An 18,315-nucleotide genomic window follows, 5' to 3' on the forward strand; every position below is an offset into this window, starting at 1 on the left:
CAGGCCGGCGCCCGAACCGATCACATGGTCGAGGAAGAGGAGATCGAAGAGCGGGCCGCGGTCGTGGTGCGCGGCGGGATGGACGACGTGTCGAACGCGTAGGTGATCACGGCGGTCGCGATCGCGTCGGCGTTCGTGTCGAGGGCGAACGTGTTGATGTTGCCGACGAGGGTGTACATGCTGCGCAGTTGCGCGTAGACGGCCGGGTCGCCGCCCTTCTGCGTGACGCGGAACAGGTCGTCGCACGCCTCGTGGTAGCACGGGTCGTAGGCGACGCCGGCCACGCCGCCGAACTTGGCGACGTCCGCGGCGGACTTGATGACCTCCGCGCCGGTGAACAGGCCGCCCGCGGGGATGTTCACGCCCGCGGCGATGAACGGGCCGTAGTCGGAGCGGCCGGTGAAGTCGGCGGCGTTCGTCCGCTGGCCGCGGGAGGCGAAGAACGCCTCGAAGAGGGCCTCGATCTGCGCGGAGCCGGCCGGGCCGGGGCCGGCGCCGGCGGCCGCGGAGTCGTCGCCGTCGTAGACGCCGAACTGGTAGTTCGGCGAGGCGATCATGTCGAAGTTGAGGTACAGCCTGATCTGCGCCTGCTGCGCCGGGGTGAGGCTGTTGACGTAGAAGGTCGAGCCGACGAGGCTGGCCTCCTCGGCGCCCCACCACGCGAACCGGACCTTGTTGACCGGCTTGGTGCGGGCCATCTGCAGGGCGACCTCGAGCAGGGCGGCGCTGCCGCTGCCGTTGTCGTTGATGCCGTTGCCGGCGGGCACGGAGTCCAGGTGCGAGCCGGCCATGACGACGTTGCCCGCGTTGCCGCCCTTGGTCTCCGCGATGACGTTCTCGGTGTCGCGGATCTCGGCGGTGGTCGAGGTGGTGAGGTGCACGGTGAGGCCGGCCGTCGTGGAGAACGCGGCGCCGGTGTCGTACGAGACGCCGACCGCCGGGATGCCGACCGGGGTGCCGAGGGTGCCGAGCAGCAGCGAGTACCGGTCGGGTGCGGTGGCCCGGTCGCCGTTGCCCTGGTTCATGACGATCGCGCCGGCGGCGCCCGCCGCCTCGGCGTTGGCGACCTTGGTGCCGAACGGGCAGCCGCCGCGCTGCATCAGCGCGATCTTGCCGGTGACGGCGGTGGTGAAGTCGGTGGCCTCGCAGCCGGACGTGACGGCGACCCGGGGCTCGACCAGGTTCAGGTCCACGGGGACGACGGCGGCGGTGACGTCACCGGAGCCGGAGCAGGTCATGACGTCGTAGTCGGTGCCCTCGACGTACGTCGTGGCCGCCGGCGCCGTCTGCGCGAAGGACGAGCCCGTCTCGTCGCAGAAGTTGAACTGGAACGGCTGCCGGGTGACCTGGTAGCCGGCCTGCTGCAGCAGGGCGGCGACGTAGTCGGCGCTGCGCTTGTGCCCGGGCATCCCGGACGCGCGATTGCCGCCGTTGAGGTCGCCGATCACCTGGAACGCGAGCAGGTGCCGCAGGACGCCGGGCAGCGTCACGGCCTTGGTCAGCTGTTTCGGTGTGCTGATGGTGGGGGCGGCCGCGGCCGGCGCTGCCAGCCCGACCGACCCCACCAGGACCGCGACGGTCGCCGCGCCCACGAGCCTGCGAAGCACCACGTGCTCTCTCCTCCTCGTCGAGGTACAGAGGAGGAGGGTAAGCAGACTCGCAAGATCGACGGTAGTTGATGCATGCCCGATTGTGCGCGATGTGCACACGCCGGGCGGCCTTACTTGGCGGCGAGCACGTCCACGACGAACCGCAGGGCGCCGGCCGGCCGGCCGCCGTCAGGGTTGTCGCCATACGCCATCGATGCCGGGATGTCGAGCTGGACCCGGCTGCCGACCTTGGCACCGACGAGGCCGTCGTCCCAGCCCTTGATGACCCTGCCGGCGCCGACCTGGAACTCGAGGGGCTCCGACCGCTTCCAGGACGCGTCGAACTCCTTGCCGTCGACGTAGGTGACGCCGACGTAGTTGGCGGTGATCGTCTGCCCCGCCTGCACGGCGGGGCCCTTGCCCTCGATGAGCGTGGTCACGACCAGCTTCGTCACGGCCCCGCTGCCGGCCGTCACGGTCGGCTTCGTGCCGAGCGCCGGGTCGGCACCCTCGGGCAGCTGCGGGAAGGCCGCGCTCGTCGCGCCCTGAGTGGCGCCGGCGCTGCTGTTCGTGCCGGCCGCGGGCGTCGACGGGTCGTCGTCACCGGACTGCGCGAACCAGACGATCGCACCCACGACGAGCAGCACGGCCAGCGCCGCTCCAACCATGCTCAGCACCCGGCGGCGCTTCTCGGCCGCCACGGCCTTGGCTCTGGCGGCTTTCGCCGCCGCGCGCTTCGCGGCCTTGGACTTGTCCACCTGGATGCTGCTGCCGGCGCGCTTGGTCGCTGCGCCACGCTGCGGGTTCGCCACACGTTCGGTCACCGCAACACAATACGGCGGTGATGTGCCCGTGACCACTCACTCTTGATCTCAACAGCCGTCCTCCTCCGCCTCTGCGGCGAGCCGCGCCACGACGAGGGGTCGGCGAGGGGGTCGAACAGCGGGAGCCAGATCGCCGCCCGGTTCACTGCGCGTACCCGTGCAGGCGGTCCGCGAGCTCCACGGGCCGGCTCAGCGCGACGCAGTGCCCGGCGTCGATCTCGTCGGGCGTGATGCCGAGGCGCTCGGGCACCAGCCGCCGGAAGAGGCCGGGCGGGAAGCACCGATCCTGGGCACACAGCAGGAACCGCGTCGGTACCGCCGGCCACGCGGCCAACGGCCAGGGCTTCGCGGTCGCGGCCTCCGACGGGTGTGCGCGCTCCCGGCGCTTCGCCTCCTCGGCGAGCTCGCGGGGCACATCGTGGTAGAAGCAGACATCCGGGTCGTCGCTGCCGGTGCGCCCACCGTCGCGGGCGGCCTGCTCCCGGACGGCGTCCCGATAGCCGGCGCCGCCGCCCCAGTCGGCGGGCCGCTCGCCGGGGACGGGGATCATGCCGGCGACGAGGACGAGCACGCGGGCGTCCAGGCGTTCCGCGACGAGCGGGGCCGTGAACGCGCCGAACGAGTGGCCCACGACGATCACGCCCGGCCGGTCACCGGCCGCCGCGACGACCGCGTCGGCGTAGGTGGTCAGGTCGGCCCCGTCGTCGCCGGCCGGCAGGTCGGGGGCGATCGCGTCGTGCCCCCGGCGACGCAGCGCGTCCGCGACGAGATGCCAGGACCAGCCGGAGTCTCCCCCGCCGTGAATCAGTACGAAGGTGCTCATGCCGACCACGCTAGATTCGCCGTGGCATGCTGAAAAGCGATGCTCTGTGATGGTTTCCATCGGCCCGACCGATAGACTGGACGTCGTGAGCGACATCGAGCTGCGCCACCTCGCCACCATGACGGCCGTCGTCGACGAGGGCTCGTTCAGCAGGGCCGCCGCCCGCCTCGGCTACACGCAGTCGACGGTCAGCCAGCAGATCGCCACGCTCGAGAAGACCGTCGGCGGCGCCGTGTTCGACCGCCCCGGCGGGCCCCGCCCGGTGCGGCTCACCCCGCTCGGCCAGGTCGTGCTCACCCACGCCCGCGACCTGCTGGCCCGCACGAACGCCCTGGTGGACGCGCTCGACCGGTTCCGCGCCGGCGAGGGGCGCATCGACATCGGCACGTTCCAGAGCCTGTCGACGACGCTGCTGCCGCGGCTCGTCCTCGCGCTGCGCGCCGAGTTCCCCGCGTGCGACATCCGGCTGTTCGAGGACGAGAGCGGCCAGCCCCGCGTCGACGACGTGGACCTCATGTTCCTCGACAGCCGCGCAGACGGCCGCATCGACGGCGACGTCGAGCACCGCAAGCTCCTCGACGACCCGTACATGCTGGTCGCCCGCCGCGGCGACTTCCCCGACGGTGCCGTGCCGCTGGCCGGCCTGCACCGCGCCCCGATGGTCGCCTGGCCGGCCGACTGCGACCAGCCCCGGATCGAGGCCGCCTTCGCCCGCGCCGGCGTCCAGCCCCGGATCGTGTTCCGCACCACCGGCAACGACGCGGTGTTGTCGATGGTACGAGCGGGCATCGGCTCGGCCGTCCTGCCCCGGCTGGCGCTCGGCGGAGTGGACGACTCGCTTGCCGTGCACGAGCTGGACCCTGCGTTCCCGCCCCGCGAGATCTACCTGCTGTGGCGGGCGGGCCGCACCCACTCCCCGCTCGCCGCCCGCGCCATCGACCTCGCCACCGACATCGCCGGTGACCTTCTGTCCGGGCCGGCTTCCGGGGTGCGATGACTGGTCCCGGCGGCCGCCCGCGCGATCGTCAGGCGGCCGCCACGACTACCAGGCCAGGCGGCGGCGCCGCTTGCGGCCGGTCATCCGCTCCGCGGTCGCCACACCCTTGCGGAGCAGACGGGTGGTGCGCGTCGAGCCGCGGCGGGCCTCGATCCGGTCGCTGACCTTCCTCGCACCGGCGATGGCAAGGGGCACCGCGATCGCCGCCACCGCCCACTTCGCGATCATCTTCGGCAGCATGGTCGTCCTCCGTGATGTCGACGTCTCAACACCTACCGGATACCCGACCACCCCCAACGCGAACCGTGCCGGTGCTTCAGCCGGCCGAGGCGCCGCCACGCGCCGCCGCGACCACCTGCCCGGCGTCCGTCCCGCTGCCGCCCGTCGCCGGGCGGTGGAACGTCCACCACCGGTACATCACGTAGTTGAACACCAGCGTGGTGGCACCGGCGGCGACCCGGCCGACGGCGAGGTGCACGCCGAGCACCTGCAGCCCGAGAACCACCCCGACGGTGAGCGCGTAGTCCCCCAACACCTGCACGACGAACCTGGCGACCTGCGGCCCCACCGCCCGATGGCTCGCGTCGAAGGTGAAGTACCGGTTGAGCACGAAGTTCACGGCGTACGTCGCCCAGAAGGCCACGGTCACGCACGCGAACGCCGGCAGCGGCGTCACGGCCTTGAGCAGCAACAGCAGCCCGACGTCGAACCCGAACCCGAGCCCCGCGAACGCCACGAACCGCACCAACGGATGCCGCCAGGCGTCCACGACCCTCCCCCGCACGGCGGTGACGCTACCCCAGCCACCTGAACGTCAGACGCACTCCCAGAAAAATCGTCCCTCAAGGCGGTCCGGGCTCAGGACGCACAGCCGGTCCCGCCGCCGAAGTTCGGCTTGTACGCGTCGCCGGCGGCGTCAGAGCAGGTGGCGCAGGTATCGGTCGGGCTGGCCGAGGAACGCCCGGAAGTGCTCGACGACGGCGAGGTCGGACCAGGTGGTCCGGCGGATGCCGTGCTCGCCGAGCTCCAGCACCGTCGCGTCCGGCAGCGCGGTCAGGACCGGCGAGTGGGTGGCGACGACGATCTGTGCGCCGGACTCGGCCAGTGCAGCCAGGCGGGACATGAGGCTGAGGGTGGACGTGAAGGACAGGGCCGCCTCCGGCTCGTCCATCAGGTAGAAGCCGGGCCGCGTGAACTTGCGCTCCAGCAGGGTCAGAAAGCCTTCGCCGTGGCTGCGGTCGTGCAGGTCCCGGTCGGACGGGTGGTCCAGGGACTCCAGGTAGGTGTAGAGGCCGTGCGTGGTCTCGGCGCGCAGGAAGTACGCGTGACCGGAGGCGCCCGCGGTGCGGACCAGCCGCAGCAGCGCGCCCAGCGGCGCCTCGGACTCGCGGGTGCGGTGCATCGCGCCACGGGAGCCGCCCTCCGGATTCAGCCCGTACGCCTGGGCGAGCGCCTCGATCAGGGTGGACTTCCCCGACCCGTTCTCCCCGACGAGGAAGGTCACGCCCGCCGGGAGGTTGAGGCCCCCGTCCAGCAGGGACCGCACCGCCGGGATCCGGGCCCACCACGCGTCCGGATCCCACGACGCGCCCGGGTCCACCTCGACGCGCCGCACCAGCCGCTCCACACCGGCGAACACTACCGGGCGGCACGACGTGAGCGCCTGATGAACGCCTCCGCCACGGTCAGGTTGATGATCCAGCCGGCGGTCTGACCGAAAGGGATCAGCGTCGGCGCGAGCGTCGCGGCGCTCTCCGCGGTGAACGGCAGCCGGACCAGCAGCAGCAGCGGCACCAGCACGCGGGCGGTGACGGCGAGGAAGGTCAGCGCGTAGTTGCGCAGCATCCACTCGCGGTGGGCGGTGAAGTCGCGGCGGCGGGCGGCACGGTACGCCAGACCGCCGGTGATCAGCCACAACACGGCCGCGACGGTGAGGCCGGCCTGCGTCACCGGCCGCCCCGACCACAGCGCGACCGGCACCGCGGTCACCGCCGACGGCAGCACCCCGCCGAGCAGGTACACCCGTCCGATGGTGCGGTGGACCCGCGGGCGGGCCCGCACCCGCGCCATGAACTGCAGCGGTCCGAGGATCAGCGCCACGGCGGCGGTGAAGATGTGCGCGACCAGGGTCGCGTAGTGCGCGGTCCCGGCGACGCCGAGGCGGCTCTCGGAGGCGTCGAGGCCGATGTACGGGTAGACGAGCACGAGACTGACGACGATCGCGACCACGAGCGTCACACGCGACAGGCGGCTCCCCGGCAACGGCCGCCGCTGCGCCGTGCGTTCGTTCGACATGGCTCGACGATGGCCCACCGCGGCGGCGGCGTCATCAGCCCAGCGACGACCCGGCGCTACGCCAATGGGCGTAGATCCGCCGACCCGAGAGAGCGATCTCTGCGGGATGGATCACAGGCCACAAAGTCCTTCGAGGTCTTTCTACGCTGACGACAGACGGGTCCCGGGCCGGTGCGCAACGGTCCGGGACCCACGCCGTCTCAGCCGGGCGCGTCGACAGCCAGCTGGTCGCGGCGGCGGGTCAGGTACGCGATCTCGGCGGTGTTGCCGGCCAGCTCGATCGCCCTGTCGTACGCCACGCGCGCCTGCTGACCGCGCCCCAGCCGCCGCAGCAGGTCGGCGCGGGTCACGTGGAACGCGTGATAGCCGGCCAGCCGGTCCGCCAGGCGGTCGACCGCCGCCAGGGCCACGTCCGGGCCGTCGAGCTCGGCGACCGCGATCGCCCGGTTCAGCGCGACGACCGGCGAGGGATCCAGGCGGACGAGCTGGTCGTACAGTGCGACCACCTGCGACCAGTCGGTGTCCCGCGCATCGCGGGCGGAGGTGTGCACGGCGTTGATCGCGGCGAGGATCTGGTACCGCCCGGGCGCCTCGCCGGTGGCCAGCCGCTGCCGGACCAGCCGGTGCCCCTCGGCGATCAGCGCCGGGTCCCACGCGCCGCGGTCCTGTTCGGCGAGGGTGACCAGCTCGCCGGTCGCTGAGAACCGGGCTGCGCGCCGGGCCTCGGTGAGCAGCATCAGCGCCAGCAGTCCCGCCGCCTCGCCGTCCCCCGGCAGCAGAGCGCGGATGAGGCGGGTGAGCCGGATCGCCTCGGCGGTCAGGCCGGGCCGCACCGGGTCGGTGTCGGCGCCGGTCGCCAGGTAGCCCTCGTTGAACACCAGGTAGAGCACGGCGAGCACGCCCGCGACGCGAGCCGGGAGATCGTCGGCGGAGGGCAGCCGGTACGGGATGCGCGCCGCCTTGATCTTCGCCTTGGCCCGGGTGATCCGCTGCCCCATCGCGGCCTCCTGCACCAGGAACGCCCGCGCGATCTCGGGCACGGTGAGCCCGCCGACCATGCGCAGCGTCAGCGCCACGCGGGTCTCCATCGCCAGCGCCGGGTGGCAGCAGGTGAAGATCAGCCGGAGCCGCTCGTCGTCGATGGCGCCCAGAGGCTCCGCAGGAGTGTCGTCCTGCAACATCCGCGCCTCCTTCTGCTTGTCGTCGCGCTTGCTCTCGCGCCGGATCCGGTCGATGGCCTTGCGGTTGGCGGTCGTGGTCAACCAGGCGCCGGGGTTCGGCGGCACGCCGTCGACCGGCCACCGCTCGACGGCGGTCGCGAACGCCTCCGCGGCCGCCTCCTCGGCGACGTCCAGGTCACCGAAGCGCCTGGTCAGGTTGGCGACCACCCACGCCCACTCCTCCTGGTGGGCCCGGGTGAGCGCGGCCCGCACATCACTCACAGAAATGGCCGGACCTCGACCTTGCGGTTGCACGCCTTCGAGCCTTCGGCGGCGAGCTTCAGCGCCACGTCCAGATCCGGCGCCTCGAAGATCCAGAAGCCGGCGAGGTACTCCTTCGACTCCACGAACGGCCCGTCGGTGATCAGCTGCTCCCCGCCCCGGTTGTCGATGACGGTGGCCGTGCCGGGCTGTGCGAGCCCGCCGGCGAAGACCCAGTAGCCCTCGGCCTGCATCCGGTCGTTGAACACGTCGATCGCGGCCATCTCCTCGTCGGTGGCCAGGGTCGAGCTGTCGTGGATCACGGAGACCAGGTATTGCACGGTGCGCTCCTTCTCGTCGGTCGTCCTCACGATGATTCACCGGACCTACGAACAGGCCACCCCCGATCCGACAGCCTCACCCAAGTTTTTCGCGCGCCGAGACCGCGGTCGGGCAGGTGCCTGGACTGCGGACACCTTCGCCCGATCCGGCAGGTTCCTCAGGAATCTCCGAGGACGAGCAGGTCGCTGTCCATCGTGACGGGGACCTGGATGTCGCCGGCGGCGACCGCCAGGTCCAGGGCCGCGAAGCCGCGCCGGATCTCCTCCTCGGTCAGGTGCTCGAAGGTGGAGATGGCGCGCAGGCGGAGCCGCTCCGCGTAGGCGGCGAGGTCGGTGGCGACCGTCTCGCGGATCCGGTCGAGGCCGAGGACGGCCAGGCCCGCGTCCTCGAAGAGGCCGGTCACCTCGGCGACCGTCGGGAACATCCGCTGCTCGACGTCGCGGGCGCCGGGGAAGAACCGGTGCCAGAGCAGGTCGGGCATGCGGTCGGAGAAGGCGCTGCGGATCAGGACCCGGCCGCCCGGGCGCAGCACCCGGCGGATCTCCGCCACCGCGCGCGGGCGGTCGACGACGTGGTGGAACACGAGGAACAGCAGCACGACGTCGCAGGCCTGGTCCGGCAGCGGGATCGCTTCGGCGCTGCCCGCCAGGTACTCCACGCGCGGGTGAGGGGCCGCCTGCTCCCGCATCCGTCCGGCCGGCTCGACACCGTAGACCTGGCCGCCGAAGGTGTCCGCGAGGATGGGCGTGAAGCGGCCCGTGCCCGAGCCCAGATCCAGCACCGTCAAGGGGTTCGGCGCACCCGCCCACCTGGCGAACACGGCGGACCAGAGCCGCGCGGACCCTTCAGGCAGCGCGCGCCCGGCCGAGTACACCGCGTGCTGCCGTACGTCGTAGTCAACTCGCTCCAGCACGGTCACCGTCCTCACGGTTGAAGGCGGCCTCGGCCGCGTTCGCTTGGCAGAGCCGCTCCTCGGCGGCGGTCCAGCCGAAGGCCGCCGACAGGACGGCGAACTCCTCGTCCAGTGTGGTGTCGGCGGTGGTACGGGTATCGGTGCTGACCGTGACCTTCAGCCCGGCGCGCAGGAGGCGGTCGGCGGGGTGGTCGGTGATCGCCGGCACCGCGGCGGTGAGCACGTTGCAGCGCGGGCACGTCTCCAGCGCGATCCCGTCGCGGCGGAGCCGGTCGAGGAGGGCCGCGTCGGCGGTGCTGCGGACGCCGTGGCCGATCCGGCGGGCGCCCAGCACGTCGATGGCCTCCCACACGCTCTGCGGCCCGGCCGCCTCGCCGGCGTGGACGGTGACGGGCAGGCCGGCGGCGTGCGCGAGATCGAACGCCTCGCGGTGGGCGGCACCGGGGAAGCCCTCGTCGCCGGCGAGGTCGAGCCCGGCGACGGCGTCGCGGCGGCGGACGGCGACGTCGGCGACCTCGAGGCTCTGCTCCGGCCGCTGGTGGCGCAGGCAGCACAGCAGCAGCCCGGTGCGCACGCCGGTGGCGGCGGCGCCGCGGGCGAGACCGGCGGCGACCGCGTCGATGGCGTCGTCGAGCCGCATCCCGGCGCGGGTGTGCAGCTGCGGCGCGAAGCGGACCTCGCCGTAGCCGACGCGGTCCCGGTGCCAGTCCTCGACGAGTTCCTCGGCGGCGCGCTCCAGCGCGGCGGGCGTCTGCAACACGTCGAGGGCGACGTCGATGTACGGCAGGAACGCCCGCAGGCTGCCGACGTCCGGTGGCGCCACGGCGAGCCGGCGCACCGGAGCGGGCAGCTCGAGGCCCTGCTCGGCGGCGAGCGCGGCGATGGTGCCGGGCCGCACGGAGCCGTCAAGGTGGCAGTGCAGCTCGTACCGCATCGGCGCCCTCCCCCGAAGTGTTCTCGACGATGAGAGTGACCGTACCCGTGCGGCCCGGACCGCCGTGCCCGGCCGTTCCAAACCGTTGCCCAGGCCGCGGGCGAGCGCCCCGGTCCGTTGCCCAGGGCGCCGCGAGCGATCCGCTCGGCTGCTCAGGGCGCGGCAAGGGCCTCGGTCGGTGCGAGCCGGCTGGCGCGGATCGCCGGGTAGAGGCCGGCGACGCCGCCGACGAGCATCGTCGCCGCGACCGCGCCGGCGGTCGCCCACGCCGGGACGACGGCCGGCCAGGCCTGGTAGGTGGCGTAGCCGGCGGTGACGGCGACGCCGAGCACCACGCCGCCGAGGCCGCCCATGGTGGACAGCAGCAGCGACTCGACGAGGAACTGCAGGCGGATCTGGCCGCGGGTGGCGCCGAGCGAGCGGCGCAGGCCGATCTCGGCGCGGCGCTCCAGGACGGAGATGACCATCGTGTTGGCCACGCCGACGCCGCCGACCAGGAGGGCCACCGCGCCGAGGCCGAGGAGCAGCCCGTTGAGCGTCGCGTCGGCGGCCCGGCGGGCGGCGAGGACGTCCGACGGCTTGGACACGGCGACCGTGCCGGGCGCCTCCGGGTTGGCGGTCGCGGCCAGGACCCCGTGGACCGCCTCGACCTGGCTGTCGCGGGTCCGGGCGTAGACGGTGCTGGCCCGGCCGTCGAAGCCGAACGCGGTGGCGGCGGCGTCCCAGCCGATGAGCACCGCCGCGTCCAGCTCGGGGGCGAGCGCGACCGGGCGCAGCACGCCGATCACGGTGAACCGTTCGCCGCCGACCAGGATCTCCACGTCGGGGCTGGCCCGCCCGATGCCGAGCCGCTCCGCGGCCGCCGAGCCCAGCACCGCCGCCGGGTACCGGCCGGTCAGGCCGTTGAGCCAGGTGCCGCCGCGCACCGTGGCGCCGACGGTCCGCGGCAGGCTCTCCCGCGCGGCGAGGACGGTGAGGCCGTTGGTCTCCGCCCGGTTGATCCGGTCCGTCCGGTACACCCTGGCGCCGGTGATCTTCCCGGTCGCCGAGACGCCGGTGACCGGGCCGATCCGCGAGATCATCGCCTCGGCCTCGGCGGGCAGCTTCGCCGCGTCGCCCTCGACGGTGCGCCCGGGCGCGACCGTCAGCAGGTTGGTGCCGAGGGCGGCGAGCTGCCGGTCGAGCTGTTCGCGGGACGACGACGAGATGCCGACGACCGCGACCATCGCGGCGATGCCGATCGCGATGCCCAGCGCGGACAACAGCGCCCGCGCGGGCCGGGTACGCAGGCCGGCGGCCCCGACCCGGACCACGTCCGGCAGGGCCATGCGCGCCGGAGCGAGCTGGGACGCGGTCACGATCCGGCCGCCGTCGCGGAGTCGGCGACGACCAGGCCGTCGCGCATCTGGACCTGCCGGTCGAGCGCGGCGGCGACCGACGCGTCGTGGGTGATGACCACGACCGTGGTGCCGCCGGCGTGCAGCTCCCGCAGCAGCGCCAGGATGCCCTGCCCGGACGCGGTGTCGAGGTTGCCGGTCGGCTCGTCGGCGAGCAGCAGCGCCGGCCCGCCGACCACCGCGCGGGCGATCGCGACCCGTTGCCGCTCGCCGCCGGACAGCTCGTGCGGCTCGTGGCCGAGGCGGTGCCCGAGACCGACCCGCTCCAGCGTCGCCTCCGCCCGCCGGCGGCGCTCCTTCATCCGGACACCCGCGTAGAGCAGTCCGTCGGCGACGTTGTCCAGCGCGGGCACCGCGGCGGCGAGGTGGAACTGCTGGAACACGAAGCCGATCCGGCTCGCCCGCAGCGCCGACAGCTGCCGGTCCGGCAGCCGCGACACGTCGTGCCCGTCGACGGCGACCGTGCCCGAGGTGGGCCGGTCAAGGGTGCCGAACATGTGCAGCATCGTCGACTTCCCGGAGCCGGACGGGCCGACCACGGCGACCAGCTCGCCGGCGCCGATGCGCAGCGTGACCCCGGCGAGCGCCCGGACCCCGCCGGGGTACTCCTTGGTGACGCCGGTCAGCTCGATCATCGCGGCATCCCCACGGTCATGCCCTCGCGCAGGCCGTCGCCGGTGACCTCGACCCTGCCGTTGGCGAACAGGGCGGTCTCCACCCGCACGTACCGCGTGCCGGAGCCTTCGACGACCTCCAGGCCGTAGCCGCCCTCGGCGAGCGCGACCAGCGCCGCGACCGGCACGGTCAGCACGTCCTTGTGCTCGGCGGCGGTGAACGTCACGGTGACCACGGCCGCCTCGACGCCGGTCGCGGCCGCGGGGTCGCCCAGCGACACGACCGCCTCGATCTTCGTGAGCGGCGGGCCGTCCCGCTGTTCGATCACGGTGTACACCCGCTCCACCCGTCCGGGCACCGTCCTGCCGTCCGGCATCTGGACCTGGACGGCGACGCCCTTGCGGGCCAGACGCTGCTTCGACACCTCCAGCTTGACGGTGATCTCCCGTCCGGTACCGGTGAACCGCAGCACCTCGTCGCCGTCCCCGGTGGACCCGTTGACGCCCGCGGTGACGGTGTCGACGCGGATCGCCGCGGGCGCGAACAGGATCCGGCCGAGCTCGACCTGACCGGTCTGTGGCAGGTGGTTCGCCTGCTGCCAGCGGCGCACCGCGGCGGCCGTCGTCGCCGAGTAGCTGTCGTCGACCGTGAACCCGGTGTAGCCGAGCGCCTGGAGGTTCGTCTCCAGCTGCCGGACGTCGGCGCCGACCACGCCCGGCGCGAGCGTCCGGTAGACGGCGACGTCCCCGTACAGCAGCACGACCGGCGCGTCGTCCACGCGGTACACCGGCTGACCACGGTCGATGACGTCACCGGCCTGCGGCAGCCGGGTGAGCACGCCCGGAATCCGGCCGGCGAGGGCCGTGGTGGGTCCGTACCCGAGGCTGCCGGGCTCGTCGTCGGTGTCCAGGATCGTCGTGCGGGTCACCTGCGCGGTGGCCGGCGGCAGGTCGGACGCGTCCGGGGTGCCGGTGGCCCCGCCGCCGAACCGGAAGCCGGCGAGCCCGACGGCCGCCGCCGTGGCCGCGCCCACGACACCGGCGACCGCGGCGGCCTGTCCGCGTCGTCTCACCGGGTCACCACGGGGCTCGGCGTGTAGGAGCGGACGTGCTCGTCGCACAGCTGCTTGGTCGGGGTGTACCGCGGGTCGTCGCGGATCGCGAGCGGCACGTCGGCGAAGTGACCGTCGGCCTCCGGGTCGGGGAAGTCGGGGAACCCGTGCTCGCGCATGCACCGCGAGAACTCCCGGGACTTCTCCACCTTCGCCGCCGCGTCCGCCGGGGGGAGCCGCGGCAGCAACTGTGCGCACGCCGCCTCCGCGGCCACCAGCTTGTCGTTGCCGACGGCGTCCTTGTCCACCGGCCCCATCCGGATACTCGACGCGCTGACCTCCGGGTCGCTGAGCGGGACGCCGTGCTCCCGCATGCACCGCGTGTAGGCGAGCGCCTGCTCCTGCAGGCTGCCGGTCGCGGTCGCGCTGGGCCTGGACGCGCCGTCGACGGAGGCGACATCGTCGTCCCTGCCGGCCCCTGGGTGGGCGCTTGAGCAGGCGCCCGTGCAGGCGGCGAGCAGGAGCGGCAGCACGGCCCGGGCGAGCAGTCTCGTTCTCATGGCGGCCAGTGCAGCAGCGGACCGGCAACGCGGGCGTCACAGCGTCTGTAACGCTGGTGTTATCCCCATCCACCGACAATGGCGGAGGGAAGGACGGTCCGGTGCGGGTGCTGCTGATCGAGGACGAGGCGCTGCTGGCCGAGCAGGTCGCCGACGGGCTGCGCGACCACGGCATGGCGGTCGACGTGGCCGGCGACGGGCTGGACGGGCTGCACAAGGCCGGCGCCAACCGCTACGACGTGGTGGTCCTCGACCGGGACCTGCCGCTGCTGCACGGCGACCAGGTCTGCACGGCGCTCGCCGCGGGCGGCAGCGACGCGCGGGTGCTGATGCTCACCGCCGCGGGCGAGGCGGCGGACCGGGTCGCCGGCCTGATCCTGGGCGCCGACGACTACCTGCCGAAGCCGTTCGTCTTCGACGAGCTGGTGCTGCGGATCCGGGCGCTGGCGCGGCGGGCCAACAACGCGCCGCGGGTGCTGCGGCGCGCCGACCTGACGTTCGACACCGGCCGGCGGGTCGTCACCCGCGGCGGCCGGATCATCCCGCTCACCACCAAGGAGCTGGCCGTGCTGGAGATCCTGATGTCCGCCGCCGGCGCCGTCGTCAGCGCCGAGGATCTCCTGGAGCGGGCGTGGGACGAGCACGCCGACCCGTTCACCGCGACCGTCCGGGTGACCGTGGCGCGGCTGCGCAAGAAACTCGGCGACCCTCCCCTGATCGAGACGCTCGTCGGCGCGGGGTACCGGCTGTGAGGGCGCACCGGCCGCGCCGCTCGATCCGGCTGCGGCTCACCCTGGTGTACGCGGTGATGCTGGTCCTCACCTGCGCGGGGCTGCTCGGGCTCAACTACGCGCTGCTGTACAACAGCCTCTACACCAACGTGCACGGCCCGACCGCGGCCGACGTCGCCGCGATCCAGGCGCCCGCCGACAACCCGGAGGGAGCCGACAAGCTCGAATCGATCAGGCGGGAGCTGGCCGAGAACGAGCGGCTGCGCCGGCGCGAGCTGCTGCACACCGGGGAGATGTCGGCCCTGGCACTGCTCCTCACGTTCGTCGCCGGGGTCGGCGTCTCGTGGATCGTCACCGGCCGCATGCTCCGGCCGCTGCGCACCCTCACCACCACCACCCGGCGGATCTCGCAGGACCACCTGCACGAGCGGGTCGCGCTGGCCGGGCCGGACGACGAGCTCAAGGAGCTGGCCGACACCTTCGACGCGATGGTGACCAGGCTGGAGGGCTCGTTCAACAGCCAGCGGAGGTTCGTCGCCGACGCCTCGCACGAGCTGCGGACACCCCTGGCCATCGTGCGGACCGGTGCGGAGGTCCTGCTCGCCAAGCGGCAGAGCACCCCCGAGCAGTGGCAGGCGATGGCGACTCGCGTGCTCACCGCGACCGGCCGGGCCGAGCGCCTGCTGGACGGCCTGCTGGCCCTGGCCCGCAGCGACAGCGGTGCCGTCGCCCGCGAGCCGTGCGACCTGGCACTCGCCGCGGCCACCGCGCTCGGCGACGCGGACCCCGAGGCCGTGGCCGCCGACCTGACCGTCACCACCGACCTGCGCCCGGCGCCCGTGTTCGGCGACCCCGCCCTGCTCGACCAGCTGGTGCGCAACCTGGTGGACAACGCGATCCGGCACAACGTCCCCGGCGGCTGGGTCGACGTGACGACCGGCGCCCCCGACGGTCCGGCGGCGGTGGTGGTCCGCAACAGCGGCCCGGCCATCCCGTCGACGGAGGTCGGCCGCCTGTTCGAGCCGTTTCAGCGGCTGTCCGCCGGCCGCCCGGCGGGCGGCCGCTCCACCGGTCTCGGCCTCGCCATCGTCCGGTCGATCGTCCGCGCCCACGGCGGCACGGTCGCCGCCGAGCCACAGCAGACCGGCGGCCTGACGGTCACCGTCACCCTGCCACCGCCGGCCACGCCGGCCGGCGACCCGCCGTGAGCGGGGCACCGGCGTAGGCCCGGTTGTGGCGGGCCGGCGCGGTGAGGATCGCCGGACCCGCGCTGTTCGGGGCGGGCGCCGCGGGGGGTGGCGGCCCGGACGCTGACCTCGAGCCCGGCGGGCGGGGCTACGTGTTCTTCGTCGTCGTGCTGACGTTCGGCACCCCGCAGGCGCTGGTGCTCGGCGGCTGCGTCGCCCTGGGCCGGTGGCTCGGCCCGCGGTCGACGGCAGGCATCGCGGCCGGCGCGGTGGTCGAACTCGTCGCGAGCGTCTTCTACCTGTGCGGCGGCGCGGGGCACCGACGCCGGCGATCTCGATCCGGCGCGGGTCAGACCCGGTCGGCCGGGTTCTCCTTCGGATAGCAGGCGACCGCCAGGCGGAACTCGTCGCCTTCGGCGCCACCGTAGCGGGTGAACAGGTCCTGCAGTGTCTGCTGCAGCTCGTCGAGGAACGCCTTGCGCTGCTCCGGGCGGACCCTGATCTCCCCCGACACGCCGATCGACGGCAGGTCCGGCCGGGTGAGGTCGAGCGCGGCGATGTCCGCCTGCACCTCCTCCATCAGGTCGACCAGGTGGCCCAGGCTGAGCAGGTCGCGGGCCTGGCGCAGCCCGATCCGGCCCACCAGGGCCGGGGACAGCCAGTAGGACCGGCCCGCCGCCTGGTAGATCCCCTCGTGGATCCCGCGCACCCGGCGCTCGGCGACCTGACGGACCAGGCCGGCCTCCACCAGGCGCTTCACGTGGTAGTAGACCCGCTGCGGGGTCTGGTCGAGCTCGACCGCGACCTCGGTGCACGACCGGGGGTCGGCGAGCTGCCGCAGCACTTCGATCCGCTGCGGCTTGAGCAGGGCCTCAGCCTGCTCGATCTGGTCGAGGTAGACGACGTCTCTCATGACAAGTCAAGTCTTTATGTACAAGAACTTTTTGTCAATACGGTACGCCGCTGACGCCGGCATCCGGAGAGGCCACGTTCAGTGGCAGTGCGGCTCGCGCCGGTCGGCGACGGAGGTCACGGACGGCCTGGTCCACTGGGGCACGGGACGGCCGTCGCGGCGCCATCTGGTGTACGTCGGCTCCTGGGGCCAGCCGTCGGGGGACGACTCCCAGGTCTCCTGCCGGCCGTAGACGGTCATGTCGAGCAGCTTGTGCGAGGCCATGATGGCTTCGACGCCGCGGCCGGTGGTCTCGTACGTGAGGAAGAACCGGTCGCCGCGGCGCAGGTAGCAGGCGATGACGCCGCCGCCGGCGTAGGCGGGGTCGTCGATGCCGTAGGTCGAGTACCAGCGGTGGGTGTAGCCCATGAACTCCCGGAACGGGGCCATCTGGTAATACGGGCCCTCACCGAAGACGGCGAACGAGATGCCGCGCTCCTCCAGGTAGGCGGCGTCGTGGAAGTCCCAGATGGACGCGGTGCAGCCCTCGCACTGGGCCTCGAACGGCTGGTCCAGGTGCCACATGTGCTTGTAGACGACGAGCTGGTCGCGGCCGGCGAAGATGTCGGCGAGCGGGGTCGGGCCGCCGGCCCCGACCAGCGAGGTCGGCGTGATCTCGGTCATCGGCAGGCGGCGGCGCGCCGCGGCGATCGCGTCACCCTCGCGGGTGTGGGCCTTCTCGCGGGCCAGCAGGCCTTCCCGCTCGCGCAGCCAGGTCGCGCGGTCCACGACCGGCGGGGCGGGCGTCACATCCTGGGAAGCGGTCATGTCCAGTATCCTAAACATAGTCGGACCTACGTTCATCAGAGTGAGGCGACGTGCCGGTCAGGCAGAGCTACGGCGACCACGGCGACGCGTGCCGCGCCGCGAACGCGCTCGACCTCGTCGGCGACCGGTGGACGCTCATCATCGTGCGGGAGCTGATCCTCGGCCCGAAGCGCTTCGGCGACCTGCAGGAGGCGGTCCGCGGCATCACGCCCGCCGTCCTCACCGAGCGGCTGCGGTCCCTGCAGCAGGCCGGCATCGTCGACCACGTCGCGCTGCCAGACCTCGCCCGCACCCGGGCCTATGCCGCCACCGAGTGGGGCCGCGGGCTCGAAGGGGTCCTGGCGGCCCTCGGCCGCTGGTATTCCGCCGGCCCCGACCCGGCCACGGCCGGCGGCATGACGCCCGACGCGGCCGTCCTCGCGATGCGGACGATGGCCCCGGACGCGCCGGGTGACGTGCCGGCCGTCGTGCTCCGCCTCCACGACGCCCGCCGTGCCGACCCGCCGGTCCACGTCTTCCACACCGTCGCCGAGCGCAGCGCCGTACACGTGAAGACCGGCGAGATCCATGACCCCGCCGCGACCGTGACGGTCGACTCGACCGCGTGGACCCGCATCCTCTTCGAAGGCCACGACCTCGACGCCGCGGACATCGACGGCGACCGTGGTGCCGTCGCCCGGCTCGTGGGGCTTTACACTCCACCGGCGTGACCCTCGGTCCCACGCACAACGGCTGCCGCTGGCGATGACCGGCCCCGCCCCGGACGCCACCGCCCGCGTCACCCGCGACGGCGACCCGGTCACCACCGACGTGCGGCACAGGGTCCCGGCGGCCGCGGTGCCGTGGCTACCGTACGACGAACACCTGCTCGAACGCGTCGCCCACAGGGTCGTCGCGCTCGCCCACTGATTCGGGG

23 protein-coding genes are annotated in these 18,315 nt (G+C 73.4%); 6 read left to right on the forward strand and 17 right to left on the reverse strand.

The annotated features are described in order from the left end of the window. Positions 1-20: 20 nt before the first annotated feature. From ACFY3L_RS05325 to ACFY3L_RS05335, 3 genes are all read right to left on the reverse strand, one after another. A complete protein-coding gene (locus tag ACFY3L_RS05325; protein ID WP_389318923.1) occupies positions 21-1,610 on the reverse strand; it encodes a M28 family peptidase in 1,590 nt (529 codons plus the stop codon). Positions 1,611-1,720: 110 nt separating this feature from the next. Beyond that, positions 1,721-2,413, reverse strand: a complete 693-nt coding sequence (locus tag ACFY3L_RS05330; RefSeq protein ID WP_389318925.1) for an FKBP-type peptidyl-prolyl cis-trans isomerase — start codon at positions 2,411-2,413, stop codon at positions 1,721-1,723. A gap of 142 nt (positions 2,414-2,555) precedes the next feature. After that, positions 2,556-3,236: an alpha/beta fold hydrolase gene (locus ACFY3L_RS05335; RefSeq protein WP_389318927.1), complete on the reverse strand. Its 681-nt coding sequence runs from the start codon at positions 3,234-3,236 to the stop codon at positions 2,556-2,558. Between the two features lie 85 nt (positions 3,237-3,321). Between ACFY3L_RS05335 and ACFY3L_RS05340 the strand changes: the two genes are divergently transcribed. After that, positions 3,322-4,233, forward strand: a complete 912-nt coding sequence (locus ACFY3L_RS05340; RefSeq protein ID WP_389318929.1) for a LysR family transcriptional regulator — start codon at positions 3,322-3,324, stop codon at positions 4,231-4,233. Positions 4,234-4,278: 45 nt separating this feature from the next. On the opposite strand, the gene ACFY3L_RS05345 is transcribed toward ACFY3L_RS05340, so the two are convergent. The 12 genes from ACFY3L_RS05345 to ACFY3L_RS05400 form a co-directional block, all read right to left on the reverse strand. Continuing rightward, positions 4,279-4,473 carry a hypothetical protein gene (locus tag ACFY3L_RS05345; RefSeq protein ID WP_389318931.1) on the reverse strand — a complete coding sequence of 65 codons (195 nt, stop codon included), beginning with the start codon at positions 4,471-4,473 and terminating at the stop codon, positions 4,279-4,281. 76 nt (positions 4,474-4,549) lie between these two features. Then, positions 4,550-5,017, reverse strand: coding sequence for a GtrA family protein (locus ACFY3L_RS05350; protein WP_389318933.1), 468 nt, complete (start codon positions 5,015-5,017; stop codon positions 4,550-4,552). Between the two features lie 132 nt (positions 5,018-5,149). Beyond that, positions 5,150-5,848 carry an AAA family ATPase gene (locus ACFY3L_RS05355; RefSeq protein WP_389318935.1) on the reverse strand — a complete coding sequence of 233 codons (699 nt, stop codon included), beginning with the start codon at positions 5,846-5,848 and terminating at the stop codon, positions 5,150-5,152. A gap of 23 nt (positions 5,849-5,871) precedes the next feature. Beyond that, the gene (locus ACFY3L_RS05360; protein WP_389318937.1) at positions 5,872-6,528 is read right to left on the reverse strand and encodes a DUF2306 domain-containing protein; all 657 of its coding nucleotides are present in this window, start codon (positions 6,526-6,528) and stop codon (positions 5,872-5,874) included. A gap of 200 nt (positions 6,529-6,728) precedes the next feature. After that, positions 6,729-7,970 (reverse strand): RNA polymerase sigma factor, encoded by a 1,242-nt coding sequence (locus ACFY3L_RS05365; RefSeq protein WP_389318938.1) that lies wholly within the window; start codon positions 7,968-7,970, stop codon positions 6,729-6,731. After that, positions 7,967-8,233, reverse strand: a complete 267-nt coding sequence (locus ACFY3L_RS05370; protein ID WP_389319166.1) for a YciI family protein — start codon at positions 8,231-8,233, stop codon at positions 7,967-7,969. Before ACFY3L_RS05370 ends, ACFY3L_RS05365 begins: the two co-directional genes overlap by 4 nt. 215 nt (positions 8,234-8,448) lie before the next feature. Further along, positions 8,449-9,204: a methyltransferase domain-containing protein gene (locus tag ACFY3L_RS05375; RefSeq protein ID WP_389318940.1), complete on the reverse strand. Its 756-nt coding sequence runs from the start codon at positions 9,202-9,204 to the stop codon at positions 8,449-8,451. Continuing rightward, complete coding sequence (gene add / locus ACFY3L_RS05380; RefSeq protein ID WP_389318942.1) at positions 9,188-10,138, reverse strand: adenosine deaminase; 951 nt, start codon at positions 10,136-10,138, stop codon at positions 9,188-9,190. The genes ACFY3L_RS05375 and add overlap by 17 nt, the downstream gene beginning before the upstream one ends. 152 nt (positions 10,139-10,290) lie before the next feature. Beyond that, positions 10,291-11,496 carry an ABC transporter permease gene (locus ACFY3L_RS05385; protein ID WP_389318944.1) on the reverse strand — a complete coding sequence of 402 codons (1,206 nt, stop codon included), beginning with the start codon at positions 11,494-11,496 and terminating at the stop codon, positions 10,291-10,293. Further along, a complete protein-coding gene (locus ACFY3L_RS05390; protein WP_389318946.1) occupies positions 11,493-12,170 on the reverse strand; it encodes an ABC transporter ATP-binding protein in 678 nt (225 codons plus the stop codon). The genes ACFY3L_RS05385 and ACFY3L_RS05390 overlap by 4 nt, the downstream gene beginning before the upstream one ends. Further along, positions 12,167-13,222, reverse strand: coding sequence for a peptidoglycan-binding protein (locus tag ACFY3L_RS05395; RefSeq protein WP_389318948.1), 1,056 nt, complete (start codon positions 13,220-13,222; stop codon positions 12,167-12,169). Before ACFY3L_RS05395 ends, ACFY3L_RS05390 begins: the two co-directional genes overlap by 4 nt. Further along, positions 13,219-13,761 carry a hypothetical protein gene (locus ACFY3L_RS05400; RefSeq protein ID WP_389318949.1) on the reverse strand — a complete coding sequence of 181 codons (543 nt, stop codon included), beginning with the start codon at positions 13,759-13,761 and terminating at the stop codon, positions 13,219-13,221. Before ACFY3L_RS05400 ends, ACFY3L_RS05395 begins: the two co-directional genes overlap by 4 nt. A gap of 101 nt (positions 13,762-13,862) precedes the next feature. Here ACFY3L_RS05400 and ACFY3L_RS05405 point away from each other — a divergent pair, with 101 nt between their 5' ends. The 3 genes from ACFY3L_RS05405 to ACFY3L_RS05415 are packed head-to-tail and all read left to right on the forward strand — an operon-like array spanning position 13,863 to position 16,062. Beyond that, entirely contained in the window at positions 13,863-14,513 is a 651-nt protein-coding gene (locus ACFY3L_RS05405) for a response regulator transcription factor (RefSeq protein ID WP_363412830.1), read from the forward strand. Continuing rightward, on the forward strand, positions 14,510-15,700 hold the full coding sequence (locus ACFY3L_RS05410) for a sensor histidine kinase (protein ID WP_389318951.1): 1,191 nt from the start codon (positions 14,510-14,512) through the stop codon (positions 15,698-15,700). Before ACFY3L_RS05405 ends, ACFY3L_RS05410 begins: the two co-directional genes overlap by 4 nt. A gap of 41 nt (positions 15,701-15,741) precedes the next feature. After that, positions 15,742-16,062, forward strand: a complete 321-nt coding sequence (locus tag ACFY3L_RS05415; protein WP_389318952.1) for a hypothetical protein — start codon at positions 15,742-15,744, stop codon at positions 16,060-16,062. Here the strand turns inward: ACFY3L_RS05415 and ACFY3L_RS05420 are convergent. Further along, positions 16,029-16,592: an ArsR/SmtB family transcription factor gene (locus ACFY3L_RS05420; RefSeq protein ID WP_389318954.1), complete on the reverse strand. Its 564-nt coding sequence runs from the start codon at positions 16,590-16,592 to the stop codon at positions 16,029-16,031. The genes ACFY3L_RS05415 and ACFY3L_RS05420 overlap by 34 nt on opposite strands. 78 nt (positions 16,593-16,670) lie before the next feature. Further along, a complete protein-coding gene (locus ACFY3L_RS05425) occupies positions 16,671-17,399 on the reverse strand; it encodes a DUF899 family protein (protein WP_389318955.1) in 729 nt (242 codons plus the stop codon). A 50-nt stretch (positions 17,400-17,449) separates the two neighbouring features. Here ACFY3L_RS05425 and ACFY3L_RS05430 point away from each other — a divergent pair, with 50 nt between their 5' ends. Beyond that, positions 17,450-18,109, forward strand: coding sequence for a winged helix-turn-helix transcriptional regulator (locus ACFY3L_RS05430; RefSeq protein ID WP_389318957.1), 660 nt, complete (start codon positions 17,450-17,452; stop codon positions 18,107-18,109). Between the two features lie 34 nt (positions 18,110-18,143). Further along, a complete protein-coding gene (locus tag ACFY3L_RS05435) occupies positions 18,144-18,308 on the forward strand; it encodes a hypothetical protein (RefSeq protein WP_389318959.1) in 165 nt (54 codons plus the stop codon). The last annotated feature ends 7 nt before the right edge of the window (positions 18,309-18,315 follow it).

The sequence above is a fragment of the Dactylosporangium sp. NPDC000521 genome (genome assembly GCF_042898305.1).
GTDB lineage: Bacteria > Actinomycetota > Actinomycetes > Mycobacteriales > Micromonosporaceae > Dactylosporangium.

Coding starts and splice junctions, on each gene's coding strand:
- ACFY3L_RS05435 (WP_389318959.1), top strand. CDS start 18,144: ATGACCGGCCCCGCCCCGGACGCCACCGCCCGCGTCACCCGCGACGGC.
- ACFY3L_RS05360 (WP_389318937.1), bottom strand. CDS start 6,528: ATGTCGAACGAACGCACGGCGCAGCGGCGGCCGTTGCCGGGGAGCCGC.
- add (WP_389318942.1), bottom strand. CDS start 10,138: ATGCGGTACGAGCTGCACTGCCACCTTGACGGCTCCGTGCGGCCCGGC.
- ACFY3L_RS05400 (WP_389318949.1), bottom strand. CDS start 13,761: ATGAGAACGAGACTGCTCGCCCGGGCCGTGCTGCCGCTCCTGCTCGCC.
- ACFY3L_RS05335 (WP_389318927.1), bottom strand. CDS start 3,236: ATGAGCACCTTCGTACTGATTCACGGCGGGGGAGACTCCGGCTGGTCC.
- ACFY3L_RS05420 (WP_389318954.1), bottom strand. CDS start 16,592: ATGAGAGACGTCGTCTACCTCGACCAGATCGAGCAGGCTGAGGCCCTG.
- ACFY3L_RS05425 (WP_389318955.1), bottom strand. CDS start 17,399: ATGACCGCTTCCCAGGATGTGACGCCCGCCCCGCCGGTCGTGGACCGC.
- ACFY3L_RS05390 (WP_389318946.1), bottom strand. CDS start 12,170: ATGATCGAGCTGACCGGCGTCACCAAGGAGTACCCCGGCGGGGTCCGG.
- ACFY3L_RS05345 (WP_389318931.1), bottom strand. CDS start 4,473: ATGCTGCCGAAGATGATCGCGAAGTGGGCGGTGGCGGCGATCGCGGTG.
- ACFY3L_RS05370 (WP_389319166.1), bottom strand. CDS start 8,233: ATGGCCGCGATCGACGTGTTCAACGACCGGATGCAGGCCGAGGGCTAC.